General features: G+C 43.4%; 21 protein-coding genes and 1 other RNA gene. 9 read left to right on the plus strand and 13 right to left on the minus strand.

What is annotated here, in order from left to right:
* Positions 1-336: 336 nt before the first annotated feature.
* The 5 genes from BFN00_RS01165 to ssrA form a co-directional block, all read right to left on the minus strand.
* A complete protein-coding gene (locus BFN00_RS01165) occupies positions 337-1,299 on the minus strand; it encodes a hypothetical protein (protein ID WP_071850210.1) in 963 nt (320 codons plus the stop codon).
* Between the two features lie 42 nt (positions 1,300-1,341).
* Positions 1,342-2,343: a YagK/YfjJ domain-containing protein gene (locus tag BFN00_RS01170; protein ID WP_071850224.1), complete on the minus strand. Its 1,002-nt coding sequence runs from the start codon at positions 2,341-2,343 to the stop codon at positions 1,342-1,344.
* A gap of 375 nt (positions 2,344-2,718) precedes the next feature.
* A complete protein-coding gene (locus tag BFN00_RS01175; RefSeq protein ID WP_143115407.1) occupies positions 2,719-5,097 on the minus strand; it encodes a hypothetical protein in 2,379 nt (792 codons plus the stop codon).
* A 230-nt stretch (positions 5,098-5,327) separates the two neighbouring features.
* A complete protein-coding gene (locus BFN00_RS01180) occupies positions 5,328-6,461 on the minus strand; it encodes a tyrosine-type recombinase/integrase (protein ID WP_071850225.1) in 1,134 nt (377 codons plus the stop codon).
* Between the two features lie 183 nt (positions 6,462-6,644).
* Positions 6,645-7,003: a transfer-messenger RNA gene (ssrA, locus tag BFN00_RS01185) on the minus strand.
* A 130-nt stretch (positions 7,004-7,133) separates the two neighbouring features.
* Here ssrA and glpK point away from each other — a divergent pair.
* The gene (glpK, locus tag BFN00_RS01190) at positions 7,134-8,618 is read left to right on the plus strand and encodes a glycerol kinase GlpK (RefSeq protein ID WP_004279291.1); all 1,485 of its coding nucleotides are present in this window, start codon (positions 7,134-7,136) and stop codon (positions 8,616-8,618) included.
* 80 nt (positions 8,619-8,698) lie between these two features.
* Here the strand turns inward: glpK and BFN00_RS01195 are convergent, their stop codons facing one another.
* Complete coding sequence (locus BFN00_RS01195; protein WP_004279290.1) at positions 8,699-9,196, minus strand: thioesterase family protein; 498 nt, start codon at positions 9,194-9,196, stop codon at positions 8,699-8,701.
* Positions 9,197-9,300: 104 nt separating this feature from the next.
* Between BFN00_RS01195 and hemB the strand changes: the two genes are divergently transcribed.
* Together hemB and thiO are read left to right on the plus strand one after the other, a co-directional pair.
* Positions 9,301-10,314, plus strand: coding sequence for a porphobilinogen synthase (gene hemB, locus BFN00_RS01200; RefSeq protein WP_004279288.1), 1,014 nt, complete (start codon positions 9,301-9,303; stop codon positions 10,312-10,314).
* A gap of 15 nt (positions 10,315-10,329) precedes the next feature.
* Positions 10,330-11,454, plus strand: coding sequence for a glycine oxidase ThiO (gene thiO, locus BFN00_RS01205; RefSeq protein ID WP_004279287.1), 1,125 nt, complete (start codon positions 10,330-10,332; stop codon positions 11,452-11,454).
* Here thiO and BFN00_RS01210 read toward each other — a convergent pair.
* Positions 11,443-12,348, minus strand: coding sequence for a TIGR01777 family oxidoreductase (locus BFN00_RS01210; protein WP_004279286.1), 906 nt, complete (start codon positions 12,346-12,348; stop codon positions 11,443-11,445). The genes thiO and BFN00_RS01210 overlap by 12 nt on opposite strands.
* 155 nt (positions 12,349-12,503) lie before the next feature.
* Positions 12,504-12,962, minus strand: coding sequence for an ABZJ_00895 family protein (locus tag BFN00_RS01215; RefSeq protein WP_039901996.1), 459 nt, complete (start codon positions 12,960-12,962; stop codon positions 12,504-12,506).
* Positions 12,963-13,432: 470 nt separating this feature from the next.
* On the opposite strand from BFN00_RS01215, the gene BFN00_RS01220 reads away from it, so the two are divergent.
* The 3 genes from BFN00_RS01220 to BFN00_RS01230 are packed head-to-tail and all read left to right on the plus strand — an operon-like array spanning position 13,433 to position 19,412.
* Positions 13,433-14,686 (plus strand): exonuclease SbcCD subunit D, encoded by a 1,254-nt coding sequence (locus tag BFN00_RS01220; protein ID WP_004279283.1) that lies wholly within the window; start codon positions 13,433-13,435, stop codon positions 14,684-14,686.
* 8 nt (positions 14,687-14,694) lie between these two features.
* Positions 14,695-18,300: an AAA family ATPase gene (locus tag BFN00_RS01225; protein ID WP_004279282.1), complete on the plus strand. Its 3,606-nt coding sequence runs from the start codon at positions 14,695-14,697 to the stop codon at positions 18,298-18,300.
* A gap of 2 nt (positions 18,301-18,302) precedes the next feature.
* Positions 18,303-19,412 (plus strand): acyltransferase family protein, encoded by a 1,110-nt coding sequence (locus BFN00_RS01230; RefSeq protein ID WP_143115408.1) that lies wholly within the window; start codon positions 18,303-18,305, stop codon positions 19,410-19,412.
* 31 nt (positions 19,413-19,443) lie between these two features.
* Here BFN00_RS01230 and BFN00_RS01235 read toward each other — a convergent pair whose 3' ends face one another.
* The gene (locus tag BFN00_RS01235) at positions 19,444-20,133 is read right to left on the minus strand and encodes a YggS family pyridoxal phosphate-dependent enzyme (protein ID WP_071850212.1); all 690 of its coding nucleotides are present in this window, start codon (positions 20,131-20,133) and stop codon (positions 19,444-19,446) included.
* Between the two features lie 123 nt (positions 20,134-20,256).
* Between BFN00_RS01235 and BFN00_RS01240 the strand changes: the two genes are divergently transcribed.
* Together BFN00_RS01240 and BFN00_RS01245 are read left to right on the plus strand one after the other, a co-directional pair.
* A complete protein-coding gene (locus BFN00_RS01240; RefSeq protein ID WP_004279279.1) occupies positions 20,257-21,294 on the plus strand; it encodes a type IV pilus twitching motility protein PilT in 1,038 nt (345 codons plus the stop codon).
* 30 nt (positions 21,295-21,324) lie between these two features.
* Positions 21,325-22,446 (plus strand): PilT/PilU family type 4a pilus ATPase, encoded by a 1,122-nt coding sequence (locus BFN00_RS01245; protein ID WP_071850213.1) that lies wholly within the window; start codon positions 21,325-21,327, stop codon positions 22,444-22,446.
* A gap of 67 nt (positions 22,447-22,513) precedes the next feature.
* Here the strand turns inward: BFN00_RS01245 and fur are convergent, their stop codons facing one another.
* Entirely contained in the window at positions 22,514-22,951 is a 438-nt protein-coding gene (gene fur, locus BFN00_RS01250) for a ferric iron uptake transcriptional regulator (protein WP_004279276.1), read from the minus strand.
* 112 nt (positions 22,952-23,063) lie between these two features.
* On the opposite strand from fur, the gene BFN00_RS01255 reads away from it, so the two are divergent.
* Positions 23,064-23,462 carry an outer membrane protein assembly factor BamE gene (locus BFN00_RS01255; RefSeq protein WP_004279275.1) on the plus strand — a complete coding sequence of 133 codons (399 nt, stop codon included), beginning with the start codon at positions 23,064-23,066 and terminating at the stop codon, positions 23,460-23,462.
* Between the two features lie 100 nt (positions 23,463-23,562).
* Here BFN00_RS01255 and BFN00_RS01260 read toward each other — a convergent pair whose 3' ends face one another.
* The 3 genes from BFN00_RS01260 to BFN00_RS01270 all read right to left on the minus strand — a co-directional run bounded on the left by BFN00_RS01260 (position 23,563) and on the right by BFN00_RS01270 (position 25,564).
* On the minus strand, positions 23,563-23,895 hold the full coding sequence (locus tag BFN00_RS01260; RefSeq protein ID WP_039901990.1) for an RnfH family protein: 333 nt from the start codon (positions 23,893-23,895) through the stop codon (positions 23,563-23,565).
* Positions 23,895-24,974 (minus strand): hypothetical protein, encoded by a 1,080-nt coding sequence (locus tag BFN00_RS01265; RefSeq protein WP_071850214.1) that lies wholly within the window; start codon positions 24,972-24,974, stop codon positions 23,895-23,897. Before BFN00_RS01265 ends, BFN00_RS01260 begins: the two co-directional genes overlap by 1 nt.
* A gap of 143 nt (positions 24,975-25,117) precedes the next feature.
* Entirely contained in the window at positions 25,118-25,564 is a 447-nt protein-coding gene (locus BFN00_RS01270; RefSeq protein WP_004279272.1) for a bacteriohemerythrin, read from the minus strand.
* Positions 25,565-25,714: the final 150 nt, after the last annotated feature.

Below are 25,714 nucleotides of genomic sequence, written 5' to 3' on the forward strand. Positions count from 1 at the left end.
TAAAAAAAGAGAAATATAAAAGACAGTATTGATGTAAGCGCATGGCGTACTCCTTTGTTTTAAAAGAATCCTGCCAAATCACTGTCAATTGATGGTGGCAGAACGAAGAAGGGTTGACAGACTGGTAACAAAGAAACCAGCACGCGCAAGCGCGTCCCCCCTCCGCCCTACCGCAAAGAAAGGGGGACGAACGGGTCCACAACATGCAAAATGAAATTTCACATATTGTCTTTGTTAATGGGTCTGTCAAAACCCGCTGACGATGTAGATCAGCAGGCTAAGGATAATCTGCACGTTGTAGAGCGTCAAGCAAGTAAAGGGATATGATATAAAATTTTAGCGTCGCACTGGTGCGCCATCAAACCATTGAAAAGTTTTAGGATAAATACAGATTCTATTCGGAAGTCCATACAGTCCCGTTTGATTTTCGGGCATTTTATTTAACGCACCCAGCGGACATTGTGCTTCTTCTTGAAGAATTCGATCAATCTGAAGTGCTTGCTCAGCATCCAAGCTAGCATGTTGATGATTCTCTTCAGGACACATGCATGTCCCCATATATCCAGTCACCTTCAGCCAACGCTCCCTGATATCATTACAATATCCAAGAGAGTCAGAATAGAGCGATCGGTTAAACGTTAGATAAAAATGAATAATGTAGCATTGCTGCGCAGCATCCCGCACAATCTGATAAAAACGATAAACCACCTGTGTTCTATACCAAAATGCTGTAGCTAATTTTTTTTGGAAATTTAAAAAATATCGATATAACTGTTGTAAATCGCTAATTTCATTCCCAACTTCATTTAAAGTTAGTTCGAGTTTCAAATCTACAGCATCAGGGTAGATCTGGCTTGTATTGCAATAAGACACTCTCAACTTTTCAATCCGCTTGTCGTATCGCTCATTCTGCTTATTCATTTCTTTAGATAAACAGGTACTTTCAAACAGCATTCTCAATCTTTTTAAGATCTTTTCCGTATAGAAAGCTGAGGTTTTATGCGCTGTCACTTCTAAGAGATTGAGCTGTTCTTCTCTTAATACGCTACAGTAAGCCTGAAAGAACTTATCCACCCAAAATGAAAAGCATAAATGCTCGTTCATACAGGCCGTCATCATTCTACGCCACCCCGTAAAATAACCAGACAGCTTTCGTTTAAACTCCTGATCTATGCTTTTTCGATGCTCCTTATATTCAACACCTTCGGGGATTGGGGTAAATCGAATCCTTTGGTAATACTCTAAAACATCCTGTTCCAAACGGGGTGCTATAATAAACTCAAACTCTGAATGACTCATGTGCTGTCCTATGAATTAATTGACTTCATAGAACTGGTATGTTCATATTTTTTTAAACCAACTCTCCCTTTCCAGCTTTGCTAAAGCGGTTTGACCATTCCAGTCTTTGATTTTCCTATTTGCATCAGTATCAGGAATAGGACGGCCATGATGCTGATAATCCCCCTTATAAAAGGTTTTACGTCCTTGTAGTTTAACTAATAACATTTGGTCATATTTTTCAGGATCACTGAGATACGCAATGGCACATAAAGCATTATTGCATTGTTCCGGCCCCGTTCGACGAGTATCTCCAATCCCTAAACGCCCCTGACCCTCGTAGTTCTTTTTACTATCTGAATGATTGATGTTCCACCCACTCCCCCTGCCTAATGTAATCTCCTTCCACTTATCAATCACTTTCTTGGCAATATAATAATCATTATGATGTTCTGACTTGTTAATCACCAATCCCAAGTGAGTGTGAAACCCATTCGTTATGCCCTGCTCCAATGCGACTGCATAGGTCAACAGCGCATCAAAACAACCATTCTTATCAGTAATCGCATCACGTAGCTTATCGATATGCTGATAGAAGTCATGTACCGTAATATCTCTCAGGTTATCCTTGCTATAGCTCAGATCAACTCGAATCAGCAGCACTGAATAGTATCCCTTAATCGCACCCTCGAACTCCTCAAGTAGACCAACTCGATTCCGTTCTTTTTGGCTATAAAATCTTGTAATATCCTCACGGATGAGCCCTCGATGCGCATGCAAGATTCGTCTTAACCCCTTAATTTCACCTATAGAACAATCTGATAGATATTCACTAAAACTGAGTATTCCACGCTGGCTATTAACAAACTCAGTGACTGCGATAAACGCCCTAATCGATGCTGCGTACTCAACCCCTTCTTGTTCAAACACTTCAAATGCATACCATAAGCGTTCCAAATTGAAGAGAAAAGCTTCATTCGTCATATCAAAATTAAGACATACATCAACAAAGTTATGAATGGCATACATGACACCTGCCTGATGATCTAAATCGAATTGCAACACTTTAATTTCCTTAACTATGATTAGAGTCATAGTTAAGCAATAGACTTATTTTTTTAAGTTAAGTCATGATCTAAAGAAGGCATATATAACTGATCAAGTGTTAGCACATATCTAATGACGATTTCATTCTGTCGAAGTTACAAACCAACAGGTCAATTCAGCCAAGGAGTCCATTCATTTCTACTTTATCTATCTGTTATTTTTATAGATATACATGTAATACTTACTGGTTGTTATATTATCTATAATAATAGAAAAAACCGCCTTATTGTACGAACAACCAACATAGCCTAGCCGCATAATCCAACTTTTAAACTCTCGACAAGGCTATTAGATTTTAAGATTTGTTCATTACGATAGTTAAGTCATAAAGTTCTATTTGCGCTTCTTGTAGACCTTTATTCCTTTCACAACTTTTTTGGGGGAAATTGGTGTAAGTATAAAATATTGAAATCTATGGCTTACTTCATAAAACCACTTATACACAATTTCTTTTGTGATCTCTTTAACTGGCTGTAAATTATTAAAATTGATAATTTCCGATTGTATTGGAATTTCTTGTATACCAACCTTTGCAATGTCATCCTCACAGCTCTGATTATATCTATCAAATACAGCTTCTAATTTTGAAAAATACTTCTGCTTAAAAGTATGCCCTAAAATTTCTGAGGACTGGTCATACTCGACATAGTGTGTGTCTAATGAAAATAAAATCTTAAATTGATACTCTCTTTCCCCAATATCCACATTTTGAAAAACACACCAATGGCCTAGATAAGCATAGATTTTTGACCCTTCTGATTTTTTCAGTAAATCAATTGAATTACGGACTGCAGAATCTATAGCTTCAAAATTTTCAACAAAATTAGAACATTTCACTTTAAATCCGATAAAAATATGTGTCCCATCAAAGCCTTTTTGTTCAGACCAGTAATCTATATAAGACCGATAAGCTTTTTTACTTTGCGCTTGCTGGGAAGTTAGCGTTGCTTGAACTTTGCTGTTTTTATTTTTTGGAATCAGTATATTTTTAATGTAGTTACATCGATTCAAGGATCCACACCCTTTTTTCGGTAACTCTTCTACAAACCCTAGAAGTTGATCCAAATCTCTTGATAAAATATTACGTATATTATCAATTAGTTGCGATCTTTCCTCATAAGGGGATACGACCTGTGTGTGAAATCTATCTCTATTGATTAAAATTGATTTGATAGCAACATAAAGGGTTAAGACTCTAATACTAAATATAAAGCCATATTTAGCAAAAATTGCACTTAAGCCATCAAAATGTGTTTTTAGATCAACAAATTCAAAGAACAATTCATATAGCTGATTAAGGTCGGTTCCTACAGATCTAGTCCCTCCGTACGCTGGCTGAGAAATACCTTGCTTCCATTCTCCTGCTATATACACAAACATTTCAGCTTTCAAGAGCAAATCGATCGACTCGTATGCAAAGTCTGCTGGATAAGTTCTTTGCAAATCATTTGCCAAAAAACCATAACAGATTTCAATTTCCTCTAATTTTGTTTTCACCATTTGAGTCAGAGTGAACTTTTTAGCAATCGTACTGAAAAAATTTATTGTGCTACTTTTAGGCTTTTTTACAACCTTACGCTTTGTCTTGAAGCTTTTTGTATTAAATGGAATCAGTTCGTTTTTAGGATCAGGATAGTAATGTGCATTACCACCAGGTAACTCTTTGCCTGCAACCATGACCTTAAATAAATTAGTCTGATTCGCCATGTAATTCAGTGTAAATCGTACAAAATTAGTATAGCGTGCAGAATCTTTCCTCAACATTCCCTCGGTCACAAGATTAGACCATTGATGATTTTCTACACGTTGCACATAAGGATGAGTAATTGTAATTTGATCTGGGTATGAACTATTTCTTTCATAATATGTCAGCTCATTAAAGGTGCTATACCAAACTTTCTGAATTTGAGACGCCATCATTGATAAGGTGATGTGATCTTTATTCTTGAAGATGAAAATTCCAAAAATATTAAAGGTTGAATTCACGCCATATTCTATTTTGTTAAAATTGGTGAGCAACCCGTCTACGTGATCTAATTTTTTCAAAAATTTTTGTAAGTGTTTTTCACAGCGTTCTCTCGCATGTTGTAATGATTCAACAGAAAGACCAAGTACAAAAGAAGGTTTAGGATCTACATACAGCAAGTTTAAGCTTATAAACTTTAATGACTTTGAATATTTAAAACACGCATCCAACCGTTCTTTAAAATGACCAATACAATCATCCATATTGACCAAAAAACCATCTGTTACAGAAATCTGCTGGCGGATGAAGCTAGATGATTTTGTATCAATATTTTCTCTAGGAAAGTTAGCTTTAATAAGTTGGCTTAAGTAATGATCGATTTTTTGTCGAAAAACATCTGGATACAGAATTTGAGCTGGTAGAAAGAGAGCGCCATTCAAAAGCGAGCCCAGAGGTATCTCAGATCTACATTCTAAATCACCCCTCGGAACACCAACACTATTGTAAATAGAATCTAGTAGTTGGTTTTCAAACTGATTAGAAATATATTCCCCATAGGCTTTTAATAAGCTAAACTCGTAAAGACACTGAAGCATTTGCCACCGTGAATTTGACAGTGGCAATCTGCTTTCACATTGAAAATTCGAATCACTATAATAAAAATCACTTTTCCTGATTCTCCTCCAAAATCTCAAAATCTCAGAAATTTCCTTAATCCGTTGTTGGCAACTAATCTGCTGAATCACCACTATTCCCCCAAAAATAAATTAAAACCTATATCGCTTTATTACCAATCTTATTTTCAATTTAAGACCCTATCTTCACTCTATCAAATTTTATTTTTAAACACACCCTAACCATCAGAAATTTAAATTTCATCTTTGCTTAATTCACCAATAAGTGTCTAAAAGACATCATTCAAACGTAAAAAAACGGACATCATGTGTCCGTTTTTTCAGCTAATAGTATTGTTTGCTTAAAGCCATTCTTTAACCTTTTCCCCATACCACTCCATCAACCCTACCCTCTCATCCCAGTATTGCGCTCGGTTATATGCAGAGCGAATTCTATTCTGAGGTACATGAGCAAGCTGACGTTCAATTGCATCCGGGTTGAACAGATTCGATTCGTTTACGACTGTACTGAATAGCGATCTAAAACCATGTGTGGTCATCCGACCTGCATAGCCCGAACGCTTGATCACGGCTAAAATAGACTCGCTACGCATAGGTTCTTTGTTATTTAAACGATGTGGAAATAGCAGTTCCTGATTATGGGTAAGTCTCAAAGCCTGAAGCTCGGCAATCATCATGTCCGTCAACGGTACACGATGTGGAAGACGGTTCTTCATCCGCTCTTCAGGGATATCCCACTTACGCCCTTCCAGATCAAATTCCTCCCAGCGTGATTGCAGCAATTCACTAACTCGAACGCCTGTCAGCATGATCAGAATAATGGCATGATGTGTTTGAGCATCACTTGGGTATGCTCTTACCTTTCTTAAAAATTCAGGCATTTCAGAGGCAGTAAGCGAAGCCAGATTTTTGACTCTTTTGTTCTTGAGGGCATAAACCAGATCACCTGCCGGATTATCATAGCGGTATCCATGTGCAATGGCATATTTCATGACCATGCCGCAACGAGACAAGGTACGTTTTGCAATTTCAAACGCCCCTCTAGCTTCAATCTTCTTAATGATCTGCAGAATCTCAGGTGCCTGAATTTGATTAATACGCTTATTAGCAAGAGCAATATAAAGCTCATCCAAGGAAGCCCGAACATTACTAATATGTTTGGATGACCAGGTTTCTTTTTGATTATTGAACCAATCCTCTGCGACTTCCTTAAAATAAGGCTGCTCCTGCTCAACCTCAGTTGTATTTTTGAGTTTGTATCTCAGATCAAGCGCGATCTCCCGTGCACGCTTTAAACTTAGCTCAGGATAGATACCTAATGCTTTGGACTTCCTTTGTCCATTTTCCGTGTATCTGATAGACCAATATTTTTTGCCATTCGGATCGATTCGTAAAGACAGACCATTAATATCAGAAAGGCGATACTGTTTTTCCTGCGGTAGTGCTTTTTTACATTGCACATCAGTAAGTGACATATCTTTGTCCCACATAATTAAACTTATTTAGTGGGTCAAATTGTCCCAATTTTGACCCACATAAAGCAAAAATAGGGTCAAACAGCTTAGGATAGGGTCGGACAATACAGCCAATAAAAAAGCCTTTAAACATTGAGTTTAAAGGCTTTTTCAGATTCCGACGGATTACTTCGGAAAGAATTTTGGTGGAGGTGGCGGGAGTTGAACCCGCGTCCGCCAGCACTACACTCGAGAATACTACATGCTTAGATATCGTCTATTGTTTTAACTCTTTGTGACCCGACGAACAGGGTACAAATCGCGATCCTCTTAATTTAGTACAAAGCCCCGAGGCTTGGCTTTATACGGACTTGTGTGCGTGCGCTTCAGTCGGACTCTCTAACCACAAGTATTCGGAGAGGCGGACAAGCTGCCCTTAGGCAGCTAGAGCGTATGATTCGTCGTTTGCGACTAAAAAATGCAAATTTGATTTACGAGAGAAAATGCGCTCTCGGCATGCATCTATGAGTTTCATCACCAGCGTCGAAGCCAGAAACACCCCCAAAGTACAAGGCAATCATAGCATAAATGTCAAAAATTACGATGTATTTTCTGAACATTTACACAACTTGATGCGCTTAATTACATTATTGCGCTAATATTTTACTTTTCAAGCCAAATAACAGAAAAATTATGAGCTATTTACTGGCACTAGATCAGGGAACTACGTCAAGTCGGGCCATTATTTTTAATGAACATGGACAAGTTCAGGCAACGGCTCAACGTGAAGCGCATATCCACACCCCACATTCGGGCTGGGTGGAACAGGATGCTCAAGAAATCTGGAGCTCACAGATTGCCGTGGTACAACAAGCTTTGGCGACTGCAGGTATTCTGGCAAAAGATATTAAAGCCCTTGGCCTGACTAACCAGCGCGAAACGACCGTAGTCTGGGATCGTCGAAACGGCAAACCGCTCGCTCCGGCAATCGTCTGGCAGGACCGTCGTACATCTGACTGGTGTAACCGGCTGATTGAACAAGGCCTGATGTCCAAAATTCAGCAAAAAACCGGCCTACGGATTGATCCTTATTTTAGTGCGGGAAAACTGGTCTGGTTTTTAGAGCATGTCGAGGGGGTACGGGCACTTGCTGAACAGGGCCATGTGGCATTTGGCACTATCGATAGCTGGCTGATCTGGAATCTGACCCAAGGTGCAGAGCACGTCATTGAAGCCAGTAACGCTTCTCGTACCATGTTAATGAATCTGCAGCAACAATCGTGGGATGAAGAGCTACTCGAGCTGTTTAATATCCCGGTTTCGGTCTTACCGAAAATTATCTCTTCTGACTGTTATGTCGCTGACACGGCTTCTGGCTTACTGGGGGCCAATATTCCCATTACCGGAATTTTGGGGGATCAGCAGTCTGCACTCTTTGGCCAGTCCTGTTTTGAGGTGGGCAGTGCTAAAAACACCTATGGTACTGGCTGCTTTATGCTGTTCAATACCGGACATAACATTCAGCTTAGCCAGAACAAGCTGCTTTCTACTCTCGCCTGGCAAGCCCAGGGCCAAACTACCTATGCGCTCGAAGGCAGCGTATTTATGGCTGGTGCTGTAGTGCAATGGTTACGCGATGGCCTCGGAATTATTCAAAAAAGCAGTGATGTGGAAAAACTGGCGCATCAGGTCGAGCATAGTGACGGCGTGGTTCTGGTTCCCGCATTTACCGGACTGGGCGCGCCGCATTGGGATAGTGAAGCACGTGCCTTACTCTGTGGCATGTCACGCGGTACGACCAAAGCGCATATCGCTCGTGCCGCATTAGAATCAATCGCCTTTCAGGTATCGGATGTGCTCAGTGCGATGCAATCTGATATTGCACATCCCCTTAAAGAACTGCGGGTTGATGGTGGTGCCAGCAGCAATGACATGCTGATGCAATTTCAGGCCGATATTCTGAATGTACCGGTACTGCGTCCGAAAATGCTGGAAGCTACTGCTTGGGGCGCGGCCGCTATGGCCGGATTAAAAGCTGGCGTATTTTCAAACCTGGATGAAATTTCCCAGTCCTGGCAGCTGGACCGTGCTTTTGAACCCAAAATGCAAAATGACGAAAAAGAAATGCATTTAGCCAAATGGCAAAATGCCTTGAAACGGGCTAAATCTGATCTCTAAATCCTCTAGGTTCATATTTGATCATTATAAAAAAAGCACTGTTAAACAGTGCTTTTTAACTTTCTCAATTCACGATTTCATTAATAGGCATAAGACGCAATCGCTGTTGCAATCGCTTTATCTTCATCATTGACCATGGTCATGCGCATGGTGCAGCCCTTACGCCCCAAACGTAAGGTTTCTGCACGTGCAATAAAATATTTGCCACGTCCAGGCGCCAGATAATCCACCCGCATATCGACCGTCGCCAGACGCGATACCTTTTTAATAGTCTCGGCAATGGTTTCCGGTTCGGCTTTTTTATACAGTTCGCCCATAGCCACAATACCACCGACACTATCCAGTACAGTTGCAGCCAGACCGCCATGCAGAATCTGGAAAGCCACATTACCAATCATGAAATCCTGCATTTCAACATAGGCCTCAATCTGGCCCTCGACCACCCGCATGGTCATGCCGTTATAGTTAAAAAAAGGAGAGCTATTAAAAGCATGTACCAGCTGGTTCAGGACTACATCAATATCCACTTTCGAGCCCGGATGTATATTACCTGTCCAGTTTCTCTCTGTCTTACTCATCACTCTGCCCGAATCCACCACAATAAAAACCGCTAATTTATGCCCAAAAATTTGAGTTAGGGCTACAATAGAGGCCTAGTTTAATACTGATTACTGAGATTTTTATGACTTATACGTTCAATCGTCCCGCATTTCCTGCAACTCGCATGCGTCGTATTCGTAAAAATGAACATTTACGTTCGATGGTTCGTGAAACCCATCTCGCGGCAGATCATCTCATTTATCCAGTATTTGTCCTGCCAGGACAAAACCAGACCCAAGATATTCCAAGTATGCCGAATATCCAGCGCCTGTCAGCGGACTTGTTGTTAAAAAAATCAGAACGTCTGCTGGAACTCGGTGTCAATAAACTGGCGCTATTCCCCGTCACCCCACAAGAAGATAAAAGCCTGACTGCAGAAGCTGCGTGGCGTGAAGATGGTCTGGTACAAAACACCTTGCGTTTATTGAAAAAAGAACTGCCAGAAATGGTGCTGATTACTGACGGCGCATTAGACCCGTATACCACACATGGTCAGGATGGCATTATTGATGAGAACGGTTATGTCTTAAATGATGAAACGGTCGAGTGCCTGATTAAACAGGGCTTGAGCCATGCCGAAGCCGGTGCAGATGTGTTTGCTCCAAGTGACATGATGGATGGCCGGATCGGTGCGATTCGTCAGGCCTTTGAAAAAAATGGTCATATCTATACCTCCATCATGGCCTATTCAGCCAAATATGCATCAAGTTTCTATGGTCCGTTCCGTGATGCAGTCGGTTCTGCCAGCAATTTAAAAGGCGGCAATAAATACAATTACCAGATGGATGTCGGTAACCGTGCTGAAGCCCTGCATGAAATTGCGCTGGATATTCAGGAAGGTGCAGACATGGTGATTGTTAAACCGGGCATGCCTTATCTGGATATCGTCCGCGAAGTCAAAGACACTTTTGGCGTACCAACCTTTGTCTATCAGGTCAGTGGCGAATACGCGATGCTGGCTGCGGCAATTCAAAATGGCTGGTTATCTGATAGCGTCATTTTAGAATCATTGATGAGCTGTCGTCGTGCCGGTGCAGATGGTATCTGGACCTATTTTGCTGAAGAAGCTGCGCTTAAACTGAAAGACATGAAGTAAAAGGATTTCGGCGCAATGCATATTGCCATTGTCGGCGCTGGCATCACCGGTTTGATGTCGGCGCTGGAACTGCTTGAACAGGGATGTTCTGTTACCCTTTTTGATCAACAGGCCGCCGGACAGGCTGCATCCTGGGCTGGAGGAGGAATCCTTTCCCCGATGTATCCGTGGCGTTATCCCGCTGCTGTAAATGCTCTGGCTCGACATGCCAAACCCATGTATCAGAACTGGAATCAAAAACTGCAACCTTTCACTGGCATCGATTTCCAGATTCATGAAACAGGTATGCTGATTTTTGATGAATCCGATTTTGAAATCGGTTTAAGTTATGCCAAAACACATCAGGATCCGCAGCAACAGGCAGAATTGCTTGATCAGGCTAAACTGCAACAGATCAATCCAAGAATTAATCAGAGCAAATTCAAGCAGGCGATTTATTTCCCTGAACTGGCGAATATCCGTAATCCACGGTTATTACAGTCGATCATTCACTATTTGAAGCAGCATCCTCGTGTCACCTGGCAAGAAGACTGTAAAATCACTCGGCTCAATATTCAGCAAGGCTGTGTAAAAAGTATCTCAGATGAACATAGCCAGGTTTTTCAGGCAGATCAATATGTGTTCACAACCGGAGCATGGTCGCAACACTGGTCACAGCAACTTGGTTTGGAAATTCCGGTACAGCCGGTTCAGGGCCAGATGCTGCTGTTTAAAACGCCAGAAAACTGGCTGCCGACCATGTGCATGCATAAGGTGATGTACCTGATTCCACGTCAGGATGGACATGTTTTATGTGGTTCCAGTATGCGTCAGGTCGGTTTTGACACCTCGCCTTCTAGCGAAATCCGGCAGGATATTTTACAGGCGTGTATCGAGATGGTACCGGAACTGGCAGATTTTCCGCTGGTCAAGCAATGGGCCGGATTAAGACCCAGCTCACCCGATGGTATTCCCTATATTGGCAAAATTCCCAAGCTACACAATGCCTGGGCCAATTTTGGACATTTCCGGAATGGTTTATGCATGGGGCCGGCATCAGGCAAACTACTCGCTCAACTCATCCTTAAACAAATGCCAATCGTTGATCCAGCTCCTTATGATCCTGTCCGTTTATTAGAGCCCAGTCGCTTAGTGCTTTAGGATATTATCCAGCGCCTCTTTCAGGGTTGGATAATGAAACTGGAATCCGGCCTCCTGCAAGGCTTTGGGCTGTACATACTGACCATTCAATACCAGTTGTGACTGTTCTCCCAGCATCATTTTCAGGCTGCATGCCGGCAGTGGGAATAAGGGTTTGCGCTTCAGAATCTGGGCCGCGGTTCGTGCAAACTGGGCCTGACTGCTTTTTTCTGGCGCGACCACATTAAAGATCTGCTCGGTCGTATCATCGAGCATCAAGAATTCAATCGCACGCAGTACATCCTCTAGATATACCCAGGTCACTGGCTGACGTCCATGACCAATCCGCCCGAACAGATTCAGCTTAATCGGCAATAGCATCTGCGGAAGAATCCCACCACCTTTGCCAAACACCACCGCAAAGCGAACAATCTTGGTGTTCTGGTTAGCATAGGACAAGGCCAGCTGCTCCCACTTCGCACAGAGTTCGGACATAAAAATATCTTGTGGCGGACTTTGCTCCGTGCAGACCTGTTCCCAGCGCTCATTGGGGTCAATGCCATAATAGCCAACGGCCGATGTTGAAATAATCCGTTTCGGTCTAAGCTGATTTTTTTCTAAATAATCAAATAAATGTCTGGTGGTATCTAAACGGCTATTCAGCAATTTCTTTTTACGCGCTGCCGTCCAGCGGCCTTGGCCAATACTTTCGCCAGCCAGATTGACCACATAATCAATCTGATGCTGTTTTAATTCATCCAGCTGGTTAATCCAATGAAAGTCCGGATGTGGTTCACGTTTATTTTTCTGACGGGTCAGACCAATCACCCGATAATCCCGTTCCAGTAAAAAATGCACGAGATGACTGCCAATAAAACCACTCGCTCCCGTCAACAGCACTACAGGTTTATACATTCGTCATTCTTCACCTTATTATTTTCTTGATTTAAATTATACGCCACTCATCTTTAGCTTTTTAAACCGAGAAGATCTTTGTAGTGGAGAATTTGTATCTTTCATCATTCAATCAATTTATGAAGATCAGTCGTCACACAATGATTCATCTATACTCACTGAGGTGGATGGCCAAACATTTTCTCTGCCATACGCTGGGCCTGCTTGCCATAAAACCAGTAGGTCAGCAGATACAGCGGAATTGCGATCATCAGGAACATGATCAGCACAATACTCATAAATTGTGGCTGCTGTAGATACAACAGAAAGTCCTGCCAGGCATTCGGATTGGAACGGGTGGCGATCACAATACCGAGCAAGAGAAATAATAAATTATAGCCCCAGTAAATCAGGCTAAACCTGAGGGTGAATTTTTTACGCTCTGCTTGGGTCGGGGCACGTTTTTGCTGTTTTAAAAATTTAAAAAGCACCCAAATCATGGCTACCAGATACGGAACAATCGTCAAGACTGCACCCATGCCCATCGGCAGCAAGGCTGCGAGTACACCGCAAATACAGGTAAAAATAAAACATATAACGAAAAACCAGATAAAATAACGACTTAGCGGCAACATATGCATGACTCAGTGATCTTCAACAAGCTAGTATAAAAAAAATCAGGTTTTTTTTCATTTTATTGTCAACCATCCACTACAGGGTGACGTTATATAGGGTACAAGGTACAAAAATTTGGACTGGCATCCACGAATTTTTGCTGACCTTTAGAGCTAAAGCAATAAGTCCAGTGTACAGGGAAATTTTGAATAGCAGCCAAAATCTTCATGTAACACAAATTTGACCGACGATTTCATCATCACTCGAATCGTCGGTTTTTATTTTTTAAAATCCCTATTTCTAAAATCTGAGGGCTTGCAGAACCTTTAATATCTGATGATCTGGATACAACCGTCCATTAATATCCATACTGATCAAAATAAATTCAGCTTGAACATCACCAACAATTCACTGAAATATCGTTTTACAAGTAGATTTTTACCTGTGCTTTTTCCTATAGTAGCAAGGCAGATATCTTGGGGTTCATTACATGGCAGTTCATTTTCTTCACACTTCCGATTGGCATCTGGGACAATTTTTCCATAACCATGACCGTGAATTTGAACATGCACAGTTTTTGACTTGGCTACTTGAGCAAATTAAAACAAAGCAGCCGCATGCTCTGCTGATTGCCGGCGATATTTTTGATGTGATCAATCCAGCTTCCAGTGCGCAAAGACAGCTGTACCAGTTTCTGGCCGATGCTCATGACTTGGCGCCGCATATGCAAACCCTAATGATTGCAGGCAATCATGATTCCGGTTACCGGATCGAACAGGTTGAACCCTTGCTGGCCAAATTTAATGCCAAAGCTGTGGGAATCGTAGGCCGCACTGCAGAAAATACCCTGAACCTGGATCGTCTACTTATTCCTATTTATGATCGGGATAAAAATATCATCGCCTGGTGTCTGACCCTACCCTATTTACGCAGTGCCGAAATTACCGGACTGAATGAACATACCAGCAATAACCAGAACGCGATCAGTTATCTGCATCAACAACTGATTGCCGAAGCCAGAGCCCGCAAACAGCCACATCAGGCACTAATTTTAATGTCACATGCGCACATGCAAGGTGGTGAGACCTCCGACTCTGAACGTCCGATTATTGTCGGCAATGAAGAGGCCCTGTCGACGGCGCTGTTTGATGACATGATTGATTATGTCGCGCTAGGGCATTTGCATAAACCACAAAAGGTTGGTCAGCCGCATATTCGCTATAGTGGCTCCCCAATTCCGCTGTCATTTAGTGAGATTAATTATAAGCATCAAATAGTTGAAGTCAGGATTGATCCCGAACAAAACCCGGAAAACCGCTTTCAGTACGATGCCTTAAGCATTCCGCGTACTGTCGAGCTGTTCCGCATTCGTGAAAAGCTGGAAAATTTAATCACTACAATTCAGGCCTTGCCTGCCGGAGAAATCGAGCAGCTTTCTGCACGGCATTTTCTGGAGGTGGAATACACGACCGATGCGCCGCCTCCGGTAGATCTGCGTCAGCAAATAGAACAGGCCCTACCTGCTAACCGTTACCGACTGCTGCGCATCAGCCGGATTTACCAGCAACAGGTCGACCTTAGTTCAAGCCAGTCTAAAATTGATCTGGCACCCCCTACTCCGGAATCGCTATTTTTCAATATCTGGAAAAAAATGGGCTATGAGCAGGATCACTCGGTACAACGGGATTTTCAGGAGTTACTGAATGAAGCCCAACACGAACTTGCACAAAAACAACAAGCCTAGGATCGGCCATGAAAATTTTACGTCTAAGTCTTCATAATCTGGCCTCCCTCACCGGCACCCATCATATTGATTTTGAATCGAGTCCTTTGGCTCATGCCGGCCTGATTGCCATCACCGGCAAAACTGGTGCCGGAAAATCTACCCTGCTCGATGCCATGTGCCTGGCGCTTTACAATGAAATTCCACGTTTAAAAGGTGCGACAGGCAGCTTGAAAGATGCTGGCGGTCAGGATGTTTCCATCAAGGATTCCAAGAATATTCTGCGCCGTGGCTGCGTGCATGGTTTTGCCGAACTGGAATTTATTGCACTCGACAGCAAACGCTATATGGCACGCTGGGAAATTAAACGGGCACGCCAGAAAGTCGATGGCAATCTAAAAGTAGACCGCTACGTCAAATGTCTGGATGATGACACGACACTGACGCAAAAAATATCGGAAGTCACCCCGCTCATTGAAAAACTGGTGGGCTTAAGTTTTGAGCAGTTTACCCGCGCAGTGTTGCTCGCACAGTCGGAAGTCGGCGCATTTTTAAAAGCCAAAGATAATGAGCGTGCAGATTTACTGGAATATCTCACCAATTCGCAGATTTTCAGTCTAGTTAGTCAGAAAGCCGCAGAGAAATTCAGCGAAGTCAAAAACAAGCGCAACGATCTGGAAAAGCTGATCGGGCATATTGAAATTCTGTCTGAAGAAGACATCAGCGCTTTACAACAGCAGCAGAACTCTTTGTCTTTGCAACTTCAGAATTTGCAGCAATCAGAAAAACTGCTAGAAAATGAGAAACAATGGCATCTGGACCGACATAAACTCTATGCAGAAGTCCATGCCAAAAAAGAAGTCTACGAAGTACAGCAAGATGCAGTAAATAAATCTGCAGGACAGCAACAGCTACTGGAGCAGCTGGATGAATTCCAGTCGATTCGGGATCAGTTTGTGAGTCGTACCCGTCTAGCCCCTCAAAAAGAGCAGATTCAGCACCAGCACACCCAATTTACGCTGGAATTTGAAACGCTCAAACAGAGCTTTGTAGCAGAAGAAGCCAAACTTACAGCCTTACAACAACAGCAGCACCAGTTTCAGCAACACTTGGCAAACCTGAAACCGCATCTGGAGGCAGGTTTAAGGCTGGATCATGCAATTGATACGGTATCAGAGCGGTACAAAAAACTGCATGCAGAGCAAAGCCAGTTTCAAACCCTTCGTCTACAGCCTTTAGAAGAACAACTGCGACAGCAACAACAGACTTTGAATCAGCTACAAGCTCGGCAAGAAAAGGTTGCACAACAATTGGCTGAATCTGGCTTTTTAAATGTGTTCGATCTGGAGCCGCAAAGTACCTTGCAACGCATACAAGACTTTATGCGTCAGTATCAGCAACTGCAGCAACAGAATCCGGACAGCCTGAAGCAGCCTTTACCTGAACTGGAAAAAACCGTTACAGTACTTTCAGGAAATCTGAACCAGTGGATACAACAGCATCATAGTCTGGAACAGCTAGAAGAGCATCTCAAAACCATTCAGGAAATGCGTCAGCAACGCCAAGCGGAACAGCGTCAGCTCGACCTGCTGCAACAGCAGGTACAACAAATCGTTCAACAATCACAAGAATTTGAACAACTGCAATCTGCTGTAAATAGCCAACAGCAGCAACTAAAAATGCAGCAAGAGGCCGAACAGGCACTACATCAGCAGATTCAGGCTGAACAACAGGCCTATGAACACCTGGAACAAATACTTGCCCAGCAACGTTTATTGCATGCGCAAAGTGTGCAGGATCTTCGTGGCCAGTTAAAACCGGATGAGCCATGCATGGTCTGTGGAAGCCCAGCCCATCCTTTTGTCGATGCCGTCCATGAACATCTGGAACAGAGCCTGAACCAGCTACAGGAGCAACAGTTACGGCAGGCAAAACAGCAGCTCGATCAGCAACTGCAATCTCAGCAGCAGCAACGCATTGAAATGTCTAAAGCACAAACAGTAATTGAGCAACAGCAACAGCGTTGCCAGATCCTGCAAAACCAGATTCAACAATCCTCTGCTGACTGTAAATCTCAACTACTTAAACTGGAAGTGGTTACCGAGCAGCACAATGATCTTCCTACATTCATCCAGTTACTGGCGAATCACACTCAAAGTCTGGTCCAGCAGCTAGAACTATCACAACAGCAGGAACAACAGCTCCAGCAACAATTACAACAATGGCGTCAACAACAACAGCAATTGCACCAATTACAACTGGCTCTACAGCAACGTCAGCAACTCGACCAGCTGATACACCCAGTTTTAAGCATACTGCCCGAGCAGTACCAGTCGCAGCCACCTATGCTCTGCTTACCTCAGTTGCAACGACAAGTAGAGCACCGCATGCAGCACTTGGCAGTACAAAAGCAGCTGGAATCTGACCTGCATCAACAGCAGCAGATATTGGAAAAGAGCCAGTATCAACTACAATTGGAACAGCAAAATTTTGCTCAATTGAGCCAGTCTGTAGAGCAGTTGATTCAGCAAGGCAAAGACCTGCGTCAACAACTGGCTGAACTGACCCAAGAACATGCAGGACAAGTCTACCGTGTCGCTGCAGAATGGCGCAATGCACTAGAGCTACAAGCCAAGACCTTAGAGCAGACTTTAGAACAACAGCGTCAATGCACGGCGCAGGCCGAAAAACAGTGGCATCAAACCCACTTAAAACTGCAAGAATTTATCAGCCAACTTCAGCAGATCGATCAGCAATTGGCTCAATATCAGCAAGATATTCAGGCATGGCAAGCAGCACATCCTCAAGTGACGGCAGCTCAAATTGAACAATGGCTCAGTATTGATCTGAGCAACCATCAACGCATTCGTCAGAATCTGGCCAACCAGAAACAGGCACTCGAAAATGCCAGAACAGCCTGGCAATTACTTGAAGAACAATATCAGGCCCATTTAAAACTACAGCCAGAACATGAATTTGAGGAAATTGAACAAAAACTTGGCATGCTGCATCAGGAAAAAATAATGCAGCAGGAAGTGCTCAATGAAACTGATGCCAAACTGCGTATGAATGCCAATAATCAAAACACCTATGCCAAATATCAGCAGCAAATTGAGCAGATCAAAGCCGAAGAATACCGTTGGGGTCGTATTTACGACCTGATCGGACATAAGGAAGGTACCAAATTCCAGAAAATTGCCCAGGAACATCATCTGGATATTCTGGTGGAATATGCAAATCAGCAGTTGCAACCGTTGGCACCACGCTATCAGTTACACCGTATTCCTGACAGCCTGAGTCTGGCGATTATTGATCTGGACATGAATAGTGAAGTCCGACCTGTGCTGTCCCTATCGGGGGGTGAAACCTTCCTGGTGTCGCTGGCACTGGCACTGGCAATTGCCAATATGGCTTCAGGTTCAATGAAACTGGAATCCCTGTTTATTGATGAAGGTTTTGGTACGCTAGATCCGGCATCCTTACATATGGTCATGAATGCACTAGATCATTTGCAAAGCCAGGGCCGTAAAGTCGTCTTGATCTCACATGTACAGGAAATGCATGAACGTATTCCGGTACAGATTCAGGTCAAACCGGTTGGTGCAGGTGCAAGTACCATTCAGATTATAGGTTAAAGATGATTCACCCTACCTCGGACAAGCTCTCGCCCCATTTCAGCTTACAGCTCGAGAGCCTGCGGGGCATCAGTGCCATTGTAGTGTTGTTCAGTCATTGCTTTCAGGCATTTATTGCGCCTTTCGATACCAGTCTGTATTCATGGGTACGCCTGCTCGGTCAGGCCGCGGTCATGATTTTCTTTGCCTTAAGTGGCTATCTGATCGGCTATTCGATTCAGCACAACATTCATCAGCATGGTCAGTTCAATCTGCACCGTTATGCTCGACAGCGTGGCAGTAGAATTTTACCACCCTTTCTGTTTGCCATGGGGTTGACGCTGGTTCTCTATCTACTCGCTCCACTATTATTTGCCAGCCATACTCATGCTTTTCAACACAGTTTTGGCATAATGATCCGGACTGGCTATAAGGTAGATATACCGGAATTTGTGGGCTCGCTGCTATTTTTGAATGGCTTTGTAACACCAACGGTTTCAGCCAATGCTGCGCTCTGGAGCCTGAGCTATGAAGTGTGGTTTTATGTGCTGGCCGGATTCCTACCTTTTTTAAAAAATTCGGAAATCGCCAAAATCGGATTTTTTATGGTTCTGGCTATACTGTCATTACTGAACATCCAGTTTTTTATTTATTTTCTGGTCTGGCTTAGTGCCTTTGCCTGTTCATTTCGATATATCCAGCTACGTTTTTTAAACCGCTTACAATCGGTCAAATTAGCCCTATTCGGCTTGGCATTTCTAATCGCCTGTTTTGATGCTTACCAGTTTCAGGTGATTGATGAGGCCCAGCAATACCGTGCTGCGAATTTTGTCCATTTTAATTTCTGTCTGGGTTTGGGCTTTAGCTGCTGGCTGGTACAACTCCAGCATCAACGCAGTCATTATCATCCGGTCTGGGTTCAGTCTGCAGACTTTTCCTATACTTTGTATGTCACCCATTTCCCCTTACTTTTATTTATTTTGGGGTGTATTCCGGCAACTTTGGCCTATGGTCTGGGCGGAGCAGTTTTAGCCTTGCTTGCCAGCATGTTCGGCATAATAGTCTTTGCCTGGTTGATGGCTAAATGGCTCGAACCAGCCAGAAAAAAAGCGTTATCCAATACCCTTCGATAACGCTTTGCTGCAAAAAACTGACATTAGTATTTTATGCATCCTTTTTAGGCCGTGCACCAAATAGGGCTGTGCCAACACGAACCATGGTAGAACCCGCAGCAATCGCTTCGGTCATATCCCCAGACATGCCCATACTTAAAGTATCCCAGTCTTCAGGATGAGCATGTTGTGTTTTTACTATATCAAATAAAACTTTGGCATCAGCAAAGGCTTGAGGATTATTCGGTGCTGGAATCACCATCAAACCACGTAAACGCACATTCGGCAGTTGGCTGATCTGTACGACCAAATCTGCAACCTCATCTGGTCGGCAACCATCTTTGGTATCCTGACCATCAATATTCACCTGAATACAGATATTCAGAGCGGGCTGATCCTCTCCACGCTGATTCGATAAGCGCTCGGCAATAATCAGGCGATCGACTCCATGTACCCAGGCAAAATTTTCTGCCAGATGCTTGGTCTTGTTACGCTGCACATGTCCAATAAAATGCCACTCAATCTCCAGGTTTTTCAGTTGGGTGATTTTTTCCAGTGCTTCCTGCAAATAATTTTCACCAAAGTCCCGCTGGCCTGTCTGATACATCTCTGCCAGCACATTACTCGGCTGGGTTTTGGACACGGCCAATAGTTGTACCGAATCCGGCTCACGCCCAGCCTGAGTGCATGCGGCCTGGATCTGAGCTAAAACCTGATTTCGTGACTGTTGCAGCATATTCATTGATGGGGTTCTCATTTCGTCCGGATTTTTTTCCCTTGCTCGTGAACTAAGTGTTGGTTAAGCTGTGGGAAAGCCTTATTATTCTAGCAAAATAAATAACATTTTAATGAACTCGGGGACCTTATGGATATTACAGAACTGTTAGCCTTTTCTGCTAAAAATGGTGCGTCGGATTTACACTTGTCTGCGGGCTTACCGCCAATGATTCGTGTCGATGGGGAAGTTCGTCGCATCAACCTGCCAGCATTAGAACACAAAGAAGTGCATAAACTCGTTTATGACATCATGAACGATAAACAGCGCCGTGATTTTGAAGAAAATCTGGAAACTGACTTCTCTTTTGAAGTGCCTGGCGTGGCGCGTTTCCGTGTCAACGCATTTAACCAGAACCGCGGTGCTGGTGCGGTATTCCGTACTATTCCCTCTAAAGTCCTAACGCTTGAAGATCTGGGCATGGGACAGATTTTTAAAGACATCTGTGAATATCCACGTGGTCTGGTACTGGTGACAGGTCCTACCGGTTCGGGTAAATCAACCACCTTGGCGGCGATGCTGGATTATATTAATGACAACCGCTATGACCATATTCTGACCGTCGAAGATCCGATCGAATTTGTGCATCAGTCCAAGAAATGTCTGATTAACCAGCGTGAAGTGCATCGTGATACGCATGGCTTTAATGAAGCACTGCGTTCGGCACTGCGTGAAGACCCGGACATTATTCTGGTCGGTGAGATGCGTGACCTTGAAACCATTCGTCTGGCATTAACTGCGGCAGAAACCGGTCACTTAGTATTTGGTACCCTGCATACCACCTCAGCGGCCAAAACCATTGACCGTGTGATCGACGTATTCCCTGCCGAAGAAAAAGACATGGTACGCGCCATGTTGTCTGAATCCCTACAAGCCGTAGTTTCACAGGCTCTGCTAAAGAAAAATGGCGGTGGGCGTGTCGCAGCACATGAAATTATGATTGGTATTCCTGCGATCCGTAACCTGATCCGTGAAAATAAAGTCGCTCAAATGTACTCGGCAATTCAGACCGGCGCCAACTACGGCATGACCACGCTGGATCAGACTCTAAAAACACTGGTATCCAAAGGTTTGATCAGCCCGCAAGTTGCACGTACTGCAGCCAAACAGCCAGAAGCATTTTTATAATAAAATTGAATTGTATTGGGGTTTATATACATGGATTTTAACGGCTTACTCGATTATATGGTGGAGAAAAAAGCATCGGATCTGTTCATTACAGCCGATGTCGAACCTTCCATCAAGATTAATGGGCAGATTTTACCAATTGGCTCGGTAAAATTACCCGGTGCGGCAGTAGGACAACTGCTCCATTCCATCATGACCGAAAAGCAGCGTAAAGAATTTGCTGACAGTCGTGAATGTAACTTTGCCATCAGCACGCCGGATAAAAGTGCCCGCTTCCGTGTCAGTGCCTTTCAGCAACGTGATCAACCGGGGATGGTTTTGCGTCGAATTGAGACTGTCATTCCAACCATGGATGAACTCAAGTTACCGCCCATTTTAAAAGAACTGGCGATGACCAAACGTGGCATCATTATTTTTGTCGGGGCAACCGGTACCGGTAAATCAACCTCGCTGGCGTCTTTGGTCGGTTATCGTAATGAAAATTCTAAAGGTCATATCATTACTATTGAAGATCCGATCGAATTTATTCACCAGCATAAAGGCTGTATTATCACTCAGCGCGAAGTCGGCATTGATACTGATTCATTTGAAATTGCCCTGAAAAACACCCTACGTCAGGCACCAGACGTAATTCTGATTGGTGAGATCCGTTCACGTGAAACCATGGACTATGCCATTGCCTTCGCCGAAACTGGTCATCTTGTCTTCGCTACCCTGCACGCCAACAACGCCAACCAGGCGATTGACCGGATTATCCATTTCTTCGAAGCAGACCGGCATAACCAGCTGTTTATGGACTTGTCCCTGAACATGAAAGCCATTGTGGCACAGCAACTGATTCCAACCATCGATGGCAATGGTCGCCGTGCTGCGATTGAGATTCTAATTAACTCGCCACTGATTGCCGACTTGATTCGTAAAGGTGATGTGCATGAGATTAAGGATCTGATGAAGCGTTCCCGTGAACTGGGCATGCAGACCTTCGATCAGGCGCTGTATGATCTGTATAAAGCCAAACAGATCAGCTATAAAGATGCACTGAAACATGCGGATTCACCCAACGACCTGCGTTTGCAAATCAAACTGTCAGAAGAAGGTGGCAGCAATTTATTGCGTGCACATTCCAATATCACCTTTGACGGTCAGTCCTGATCATCTTGAAGGCATAAAAAAACAGGCTTCCCATGAAGCCTGTTTTTTGTTTGAACCAGCGCTCAAATTATTTTTTACGGAAAACTTCCTGACAGGCAGGCGCATCGCAGTAGCCATACAGATTCAGTGAGTGACCGGTTAATTCAAAACCAAATTTTTCAGCAACGTCATGCTGCTCTTTTTCAATCGTGTCATTAATAAATTCAACAACTTTGCTGCAATTTAAACATACTAGGTGATCGTGGTGATCTTCCTGCATAATTTCAAAAACTGAATGATTATTTTCAAAATTATGACGTTCGATGATGCCCGCTGCTTCAAACTGCGTTAACACACGATACACAGTTGCTAAACCTACATCTTCGCCCTGATCGAGTAAAGTCTTGTAAATATCTTCCGCACTTAAATGATGTTGTTTTGAATTTTCTAGTAATTCTAATATTTTAATTCGTGGAAGGGTAACTTTCAGCCCAGCTTTTCGTAAATCTTGGTTTGAAATAGTCATGTAAAAAGGTCTCTCAACAAAATCAAAGTTGGAATATGCAACAAAGTTTAGATGCAGTATGATCTATCCTTGGATCAAATGCATCATAATTAATTTGGGATAGTTTAGCAAAATGCAAAAAATCATGTTGACGTTATTCGTCACTTCATTGCTCGTCGGCTGTTCGACATTAGGTGTTTATAAGGTAGATATTCCACAAGGAACCCCTTTAACCCAAGCACAAGCCGCTAAAATTCAGGTGGGAATGAGCCATCAACAGGTGCGTTTCTTACTGGGCAGTCCAACAGTAAGCGATCCACTGAATCCTTTACGTTGGGACTACATCTATAACTATACCCCAGGAACCTACGCTAAAAAAGCCAAGATCCCGGCAGCTCAAGGCCAGCATTTGAAAATCTACTTTAACCAGTCTGGTATCGTGGAACGTGTTGAAGGTCTGGAGACGATTCCAGAATCTCAACCCGGTTTACCAGGATCAAAAGAAGCAATTTTAAATGCTCCTCCACTATAGTCGGTTTCGCATGAAAAAGCCCCTGAATCATCAGGGGCTTTTTTGATTAAGCTGATTGATTGAGCAGATCATTGAGGCTACTGCTCATTCAAGCCGCTTTCTATTCGGAAGATGGTTTCAGCTTTTTTAAAAGATTGCCTCTGGCATAACGACCCACCGGATTTTTCTCGGCGCGTTTACGTCGGATGTCTTTAGGATTGATGGTCAGTGGCCGATAAATTTCCACCCGATCACCTGCTGCCAGTGGCTGCTGCTGATCTTGCAAGCGCACGCCAAAAATGCCCAAAAATAATGGTTCAGGCAAGTCGACCTGCTCACGGATTCCACTTTGCTCAATCGCGTCCAGTGCCGTCATGCCAGGCTGAAATGACACGGCTAGATGAAATTGTTTTTCTGGCGTCGCATATGCCACCCAAATCATCGCCTCACTCATCAGACGAATTGTCCTAAGACAGCAATGATTGCCAGAATAATCCCAACCGGCAACACCACACGCACTGCAATACGCCAGATGTTATAAAACGCTTCAGAGCTGAAATTCATTGATTTACGCAAATGACTGATCTTCATGATCCAGCCAGCAAATAATGCATAGATCAAACAAATCAATAAGCCCCAGACGAGCAAGACCACATTGAAAATTGGGCTTAGATTTGGAATAGCCCAGATCAGCGTGACCGCCACCACAATTGCCCATTGAATTGCAGGATGAAGCTGGCGTTGCTGTAATTGTTCACGTGCCATTTGCAGAATTAATGCGGCAGCTGCCACCATTGCTGCGACCAGAGTAAATGCAGGAATTTGTGCTTGTACGGCAAAGAAAGCAAATGCAATGACAGCAACTAGCTGCGCAATCCAGATCGGCAATACCGTCTTGCTGGCGACATCCTGTTGTTGTACAGCGCTCAGACTAGATTGCCAGTACAAGCCCATGCCCAGACCACTTGCGACCAAAGCCAATACGGTGGCATTGCCCCATTCCGAGAACTCGACTGGTGTGACTTGCCATGCAGGTAGCGCCGTTCCCATCACATTGGCCAGAACCAGAGACGCCAGTACGCCAATCGTGGTAACAGCCAATAAAATTTGACGCGGTAGCAGTGACAGGGCCAACGCTACTATTGCCAATCCAATCAACAGAAGATTGGGTGCAAGATCAAGTGCAGCAATCGCCAGAACATTGCTGGCATTGTTCAGCATGGCACCTGCCAAAAACGGAATAAAGATCACACTTAACCAGCCGACAATACGCCATTTCTGTGACGCATCCGCTTCACGGGTCAGCGTCGACAGCGCCTGTAATGGCGTTGTTTTAGAGCGCTTGGCCAAAGCAATTTCCAAGTAGCAGACTGGAAGTGCCAGAATCAGCATGGAGGCCAACCAGAGCATCCAGAAATCCATCTGACGATCAATCTGTATACCGGTTATCGGTGCGAGCGTCGCGATGATAATAAACGATAAACAGAAAGCCATCAGCGGCGATAACCATTTTGACATAGCATTGTCCTGCATGATGCATTCCTATAAAAATCTAGCGCTATTTTGCCTTGTGGAGCGGTGAAAATCAAAAACAAAAAGCAAACCACCATGACAGTGATTTGCTGCGCAAAAATTATAATTAGATTTTAATTTTTGTTATCTCGTTACGTCTTTTATTATGAGAAGAAACGAGCGAACCAGTTTTTACCTGTTTTCTTTTCTTTTTCCTTGATGATCCCCATCATATTTTCTTTTACGGCACCGACATAATCGGCGTCATCGTGCTGAATATGGTTAATCAGCCATTTCGATAATACTTCGTGCAGCTCTGATTCAATGGACTGTCCCAGTTCAAAACGGTCACGATAAGACTCGATTTTTTTAATAAACAGGTCATGCACACGTTTATGCGGCACCCGATATTTATAGCCGGCTTCTTCCTGAAGAGATTCCTCAAAGGTGAAATGCGACTGGGTATAATCAATAATATTGTCGAGAATCTGTTTAATACGGGCACGCTCGGTATTGGCATCAATTTCGTTGATATAATCGAGAATTCGTTTGTGCTGATCGTCAATCACATCGATACCAGTATTATAATCTGGAACCCATTTCATTTTCATTACGACCACCTATAAATATTAAGGACTTATAACGTGAAAATGAGCATATAGCGTATTGATTCAAATAAAAATGAAGCAAATTAGTCGGCTTTCCGCCTAAATCCGGCTTTTTCATTTTAAGTTTCTGTTATATATAATTAAAAATAATTT

This window comes from Acinetobacter sp. AR2-3 (genome assembly GCF_001878775.1).
Taxonomy (GTDB): domain Bacteria; phylum Pseudomonadota; class Gammaproteobacteria; order Pseudomonadales; family Moraxellaceae; genus Acinetobacter; species Acinetobacter lwoffii_D.

Bases quoted from the DNA above. Each gene is read 5' to 3' on its own strand.
- BFN00_RS01195 (WP_004279290.1), bottom strand. From the start codon at position 9,196: ATGAGTAAGACAGAGAGAAACTGGACAGGTAATATACATCCGGGCTCG.
- BFN00_RS01180 (WP_071850225.1), bottom strand. From the start codon at position 6,461: ATGTCACTTACTGATGTGCAATGTAAAAAAGCACTACCGCAGGAAAAA.
- thiO (WP_004279287.1), top strand. From the start codon at position 10,330: ATGCATATTGCCATTGTCGGCGCTGGCATCACCGGTTTGATGTCGGCG.
- BFN00_RS01240 (WP_004279279.1), top strand. From the start codon at position 20,257: ATGGATATTACAGAACTGTTAGCCTTTTCTGCTAAAAATGGTGCGTCG.
- BFN00_RS01225 (WP_004279282.1), top strand. From the start codon at position 14,695: ATGAAAATTTTACGTCTAAGTCTTCATAATCTGGCCTCCCTCACCGGC.
- BFN00_RS01255 (WP_004279275.1), top strand. From the start codon at position 23,064: ATGCAAAAAATCATGTTGACGTTATTCGTCACTTCATTGCTCGTCGGC.
- fur (WP_004279276.1), bottom strand. From the start codon at position 22,951: ATGACTATTTCAAACCAAGATTTACGAAAAGCTGGGCTGAAAGTTACC.
- BFN00_RS01245 (WP_071850213.1), top strand. From the start codon at position 21,325: ATGGATTTTAACGGCTTACTCGATTATATGGTGGAGAAAAAAGCATCG.
- glpK (WP_004279291.1), top strand. From the start codon at position 7,134: ATGAGCTATTTACTGGCACTAGATCAGGGAACTACGTCAAGTCGGGCC.
- BFN00_RS01235 (WP_071850212.1), bottom strand. From the start codon at position 20,133: ATGAATATGCTGCAACAGTCACGAAATCAGGTTTTAGCTCAGATCCAG.
- BFN00_RS01210 (WP_004279286.1), bottom strand. From the start codon at position 12,348: ATGTATAAACCTGTAGTGCTGTTGACGGGAGCGAGTGGTTTTATTGGC.
- hemB (WP_004279288.1), top strand. From the start codon at position 9,301: ATGACTTATACGTTCAATCGTCCCGCATTTCCTGCAACTCGCATGCGT.
- BFN00_RS01270 (WP_004279272.1), bottom strand. From the start codon at position 25,564: ATGAAAATGAAATGGGTTCCAGATTATAATACTGGTATCGATGTGATT.
- BFN00_RS01265 (WP_071850214.1), bottom strand. From the start codon at position 24,974: ATGCAGGACAATGCTATGTCAAAATGGTTATCGCCGCTGATGGCTTTC.
- BFN00_RS01215 (WP_039901996.1), bottom strand. From the start codon at position 12,962: ATGTTGCCGCTAAGTCGTTATTTTATCTGGTTTTTCGTTATATGTTTT.
- BFN00_RS01230 (WP_143115408.1), top strand. From the start codon at position 18,303: ATGATTCACCCTACCTCGGACAAGCTCTCGCCCCATTTCAGCTTACAG.
- BFN00_RS01165 (WP_071850210.1), bottom strand. From the start codon at position 1,299: ATGAGTCATTCAGAGTTTGAGTTTATTATAGCACCCCGTTTGGAACAG.
- BFN00_RS01220 (WP_004279283.1), top strand. From the start codon at position 13,433: ATGGCAGTTCATTTTCTTCACACTTCCGATTGGCATCTGGGACAATTT.
- BFN00_RS01260 (WP_039901990.1), bottom strand. From the start codon at position 23,895: ATGAGTGAGGCGATGATTTGGGTGGCATATGCGACGCCAGAAAAACAA.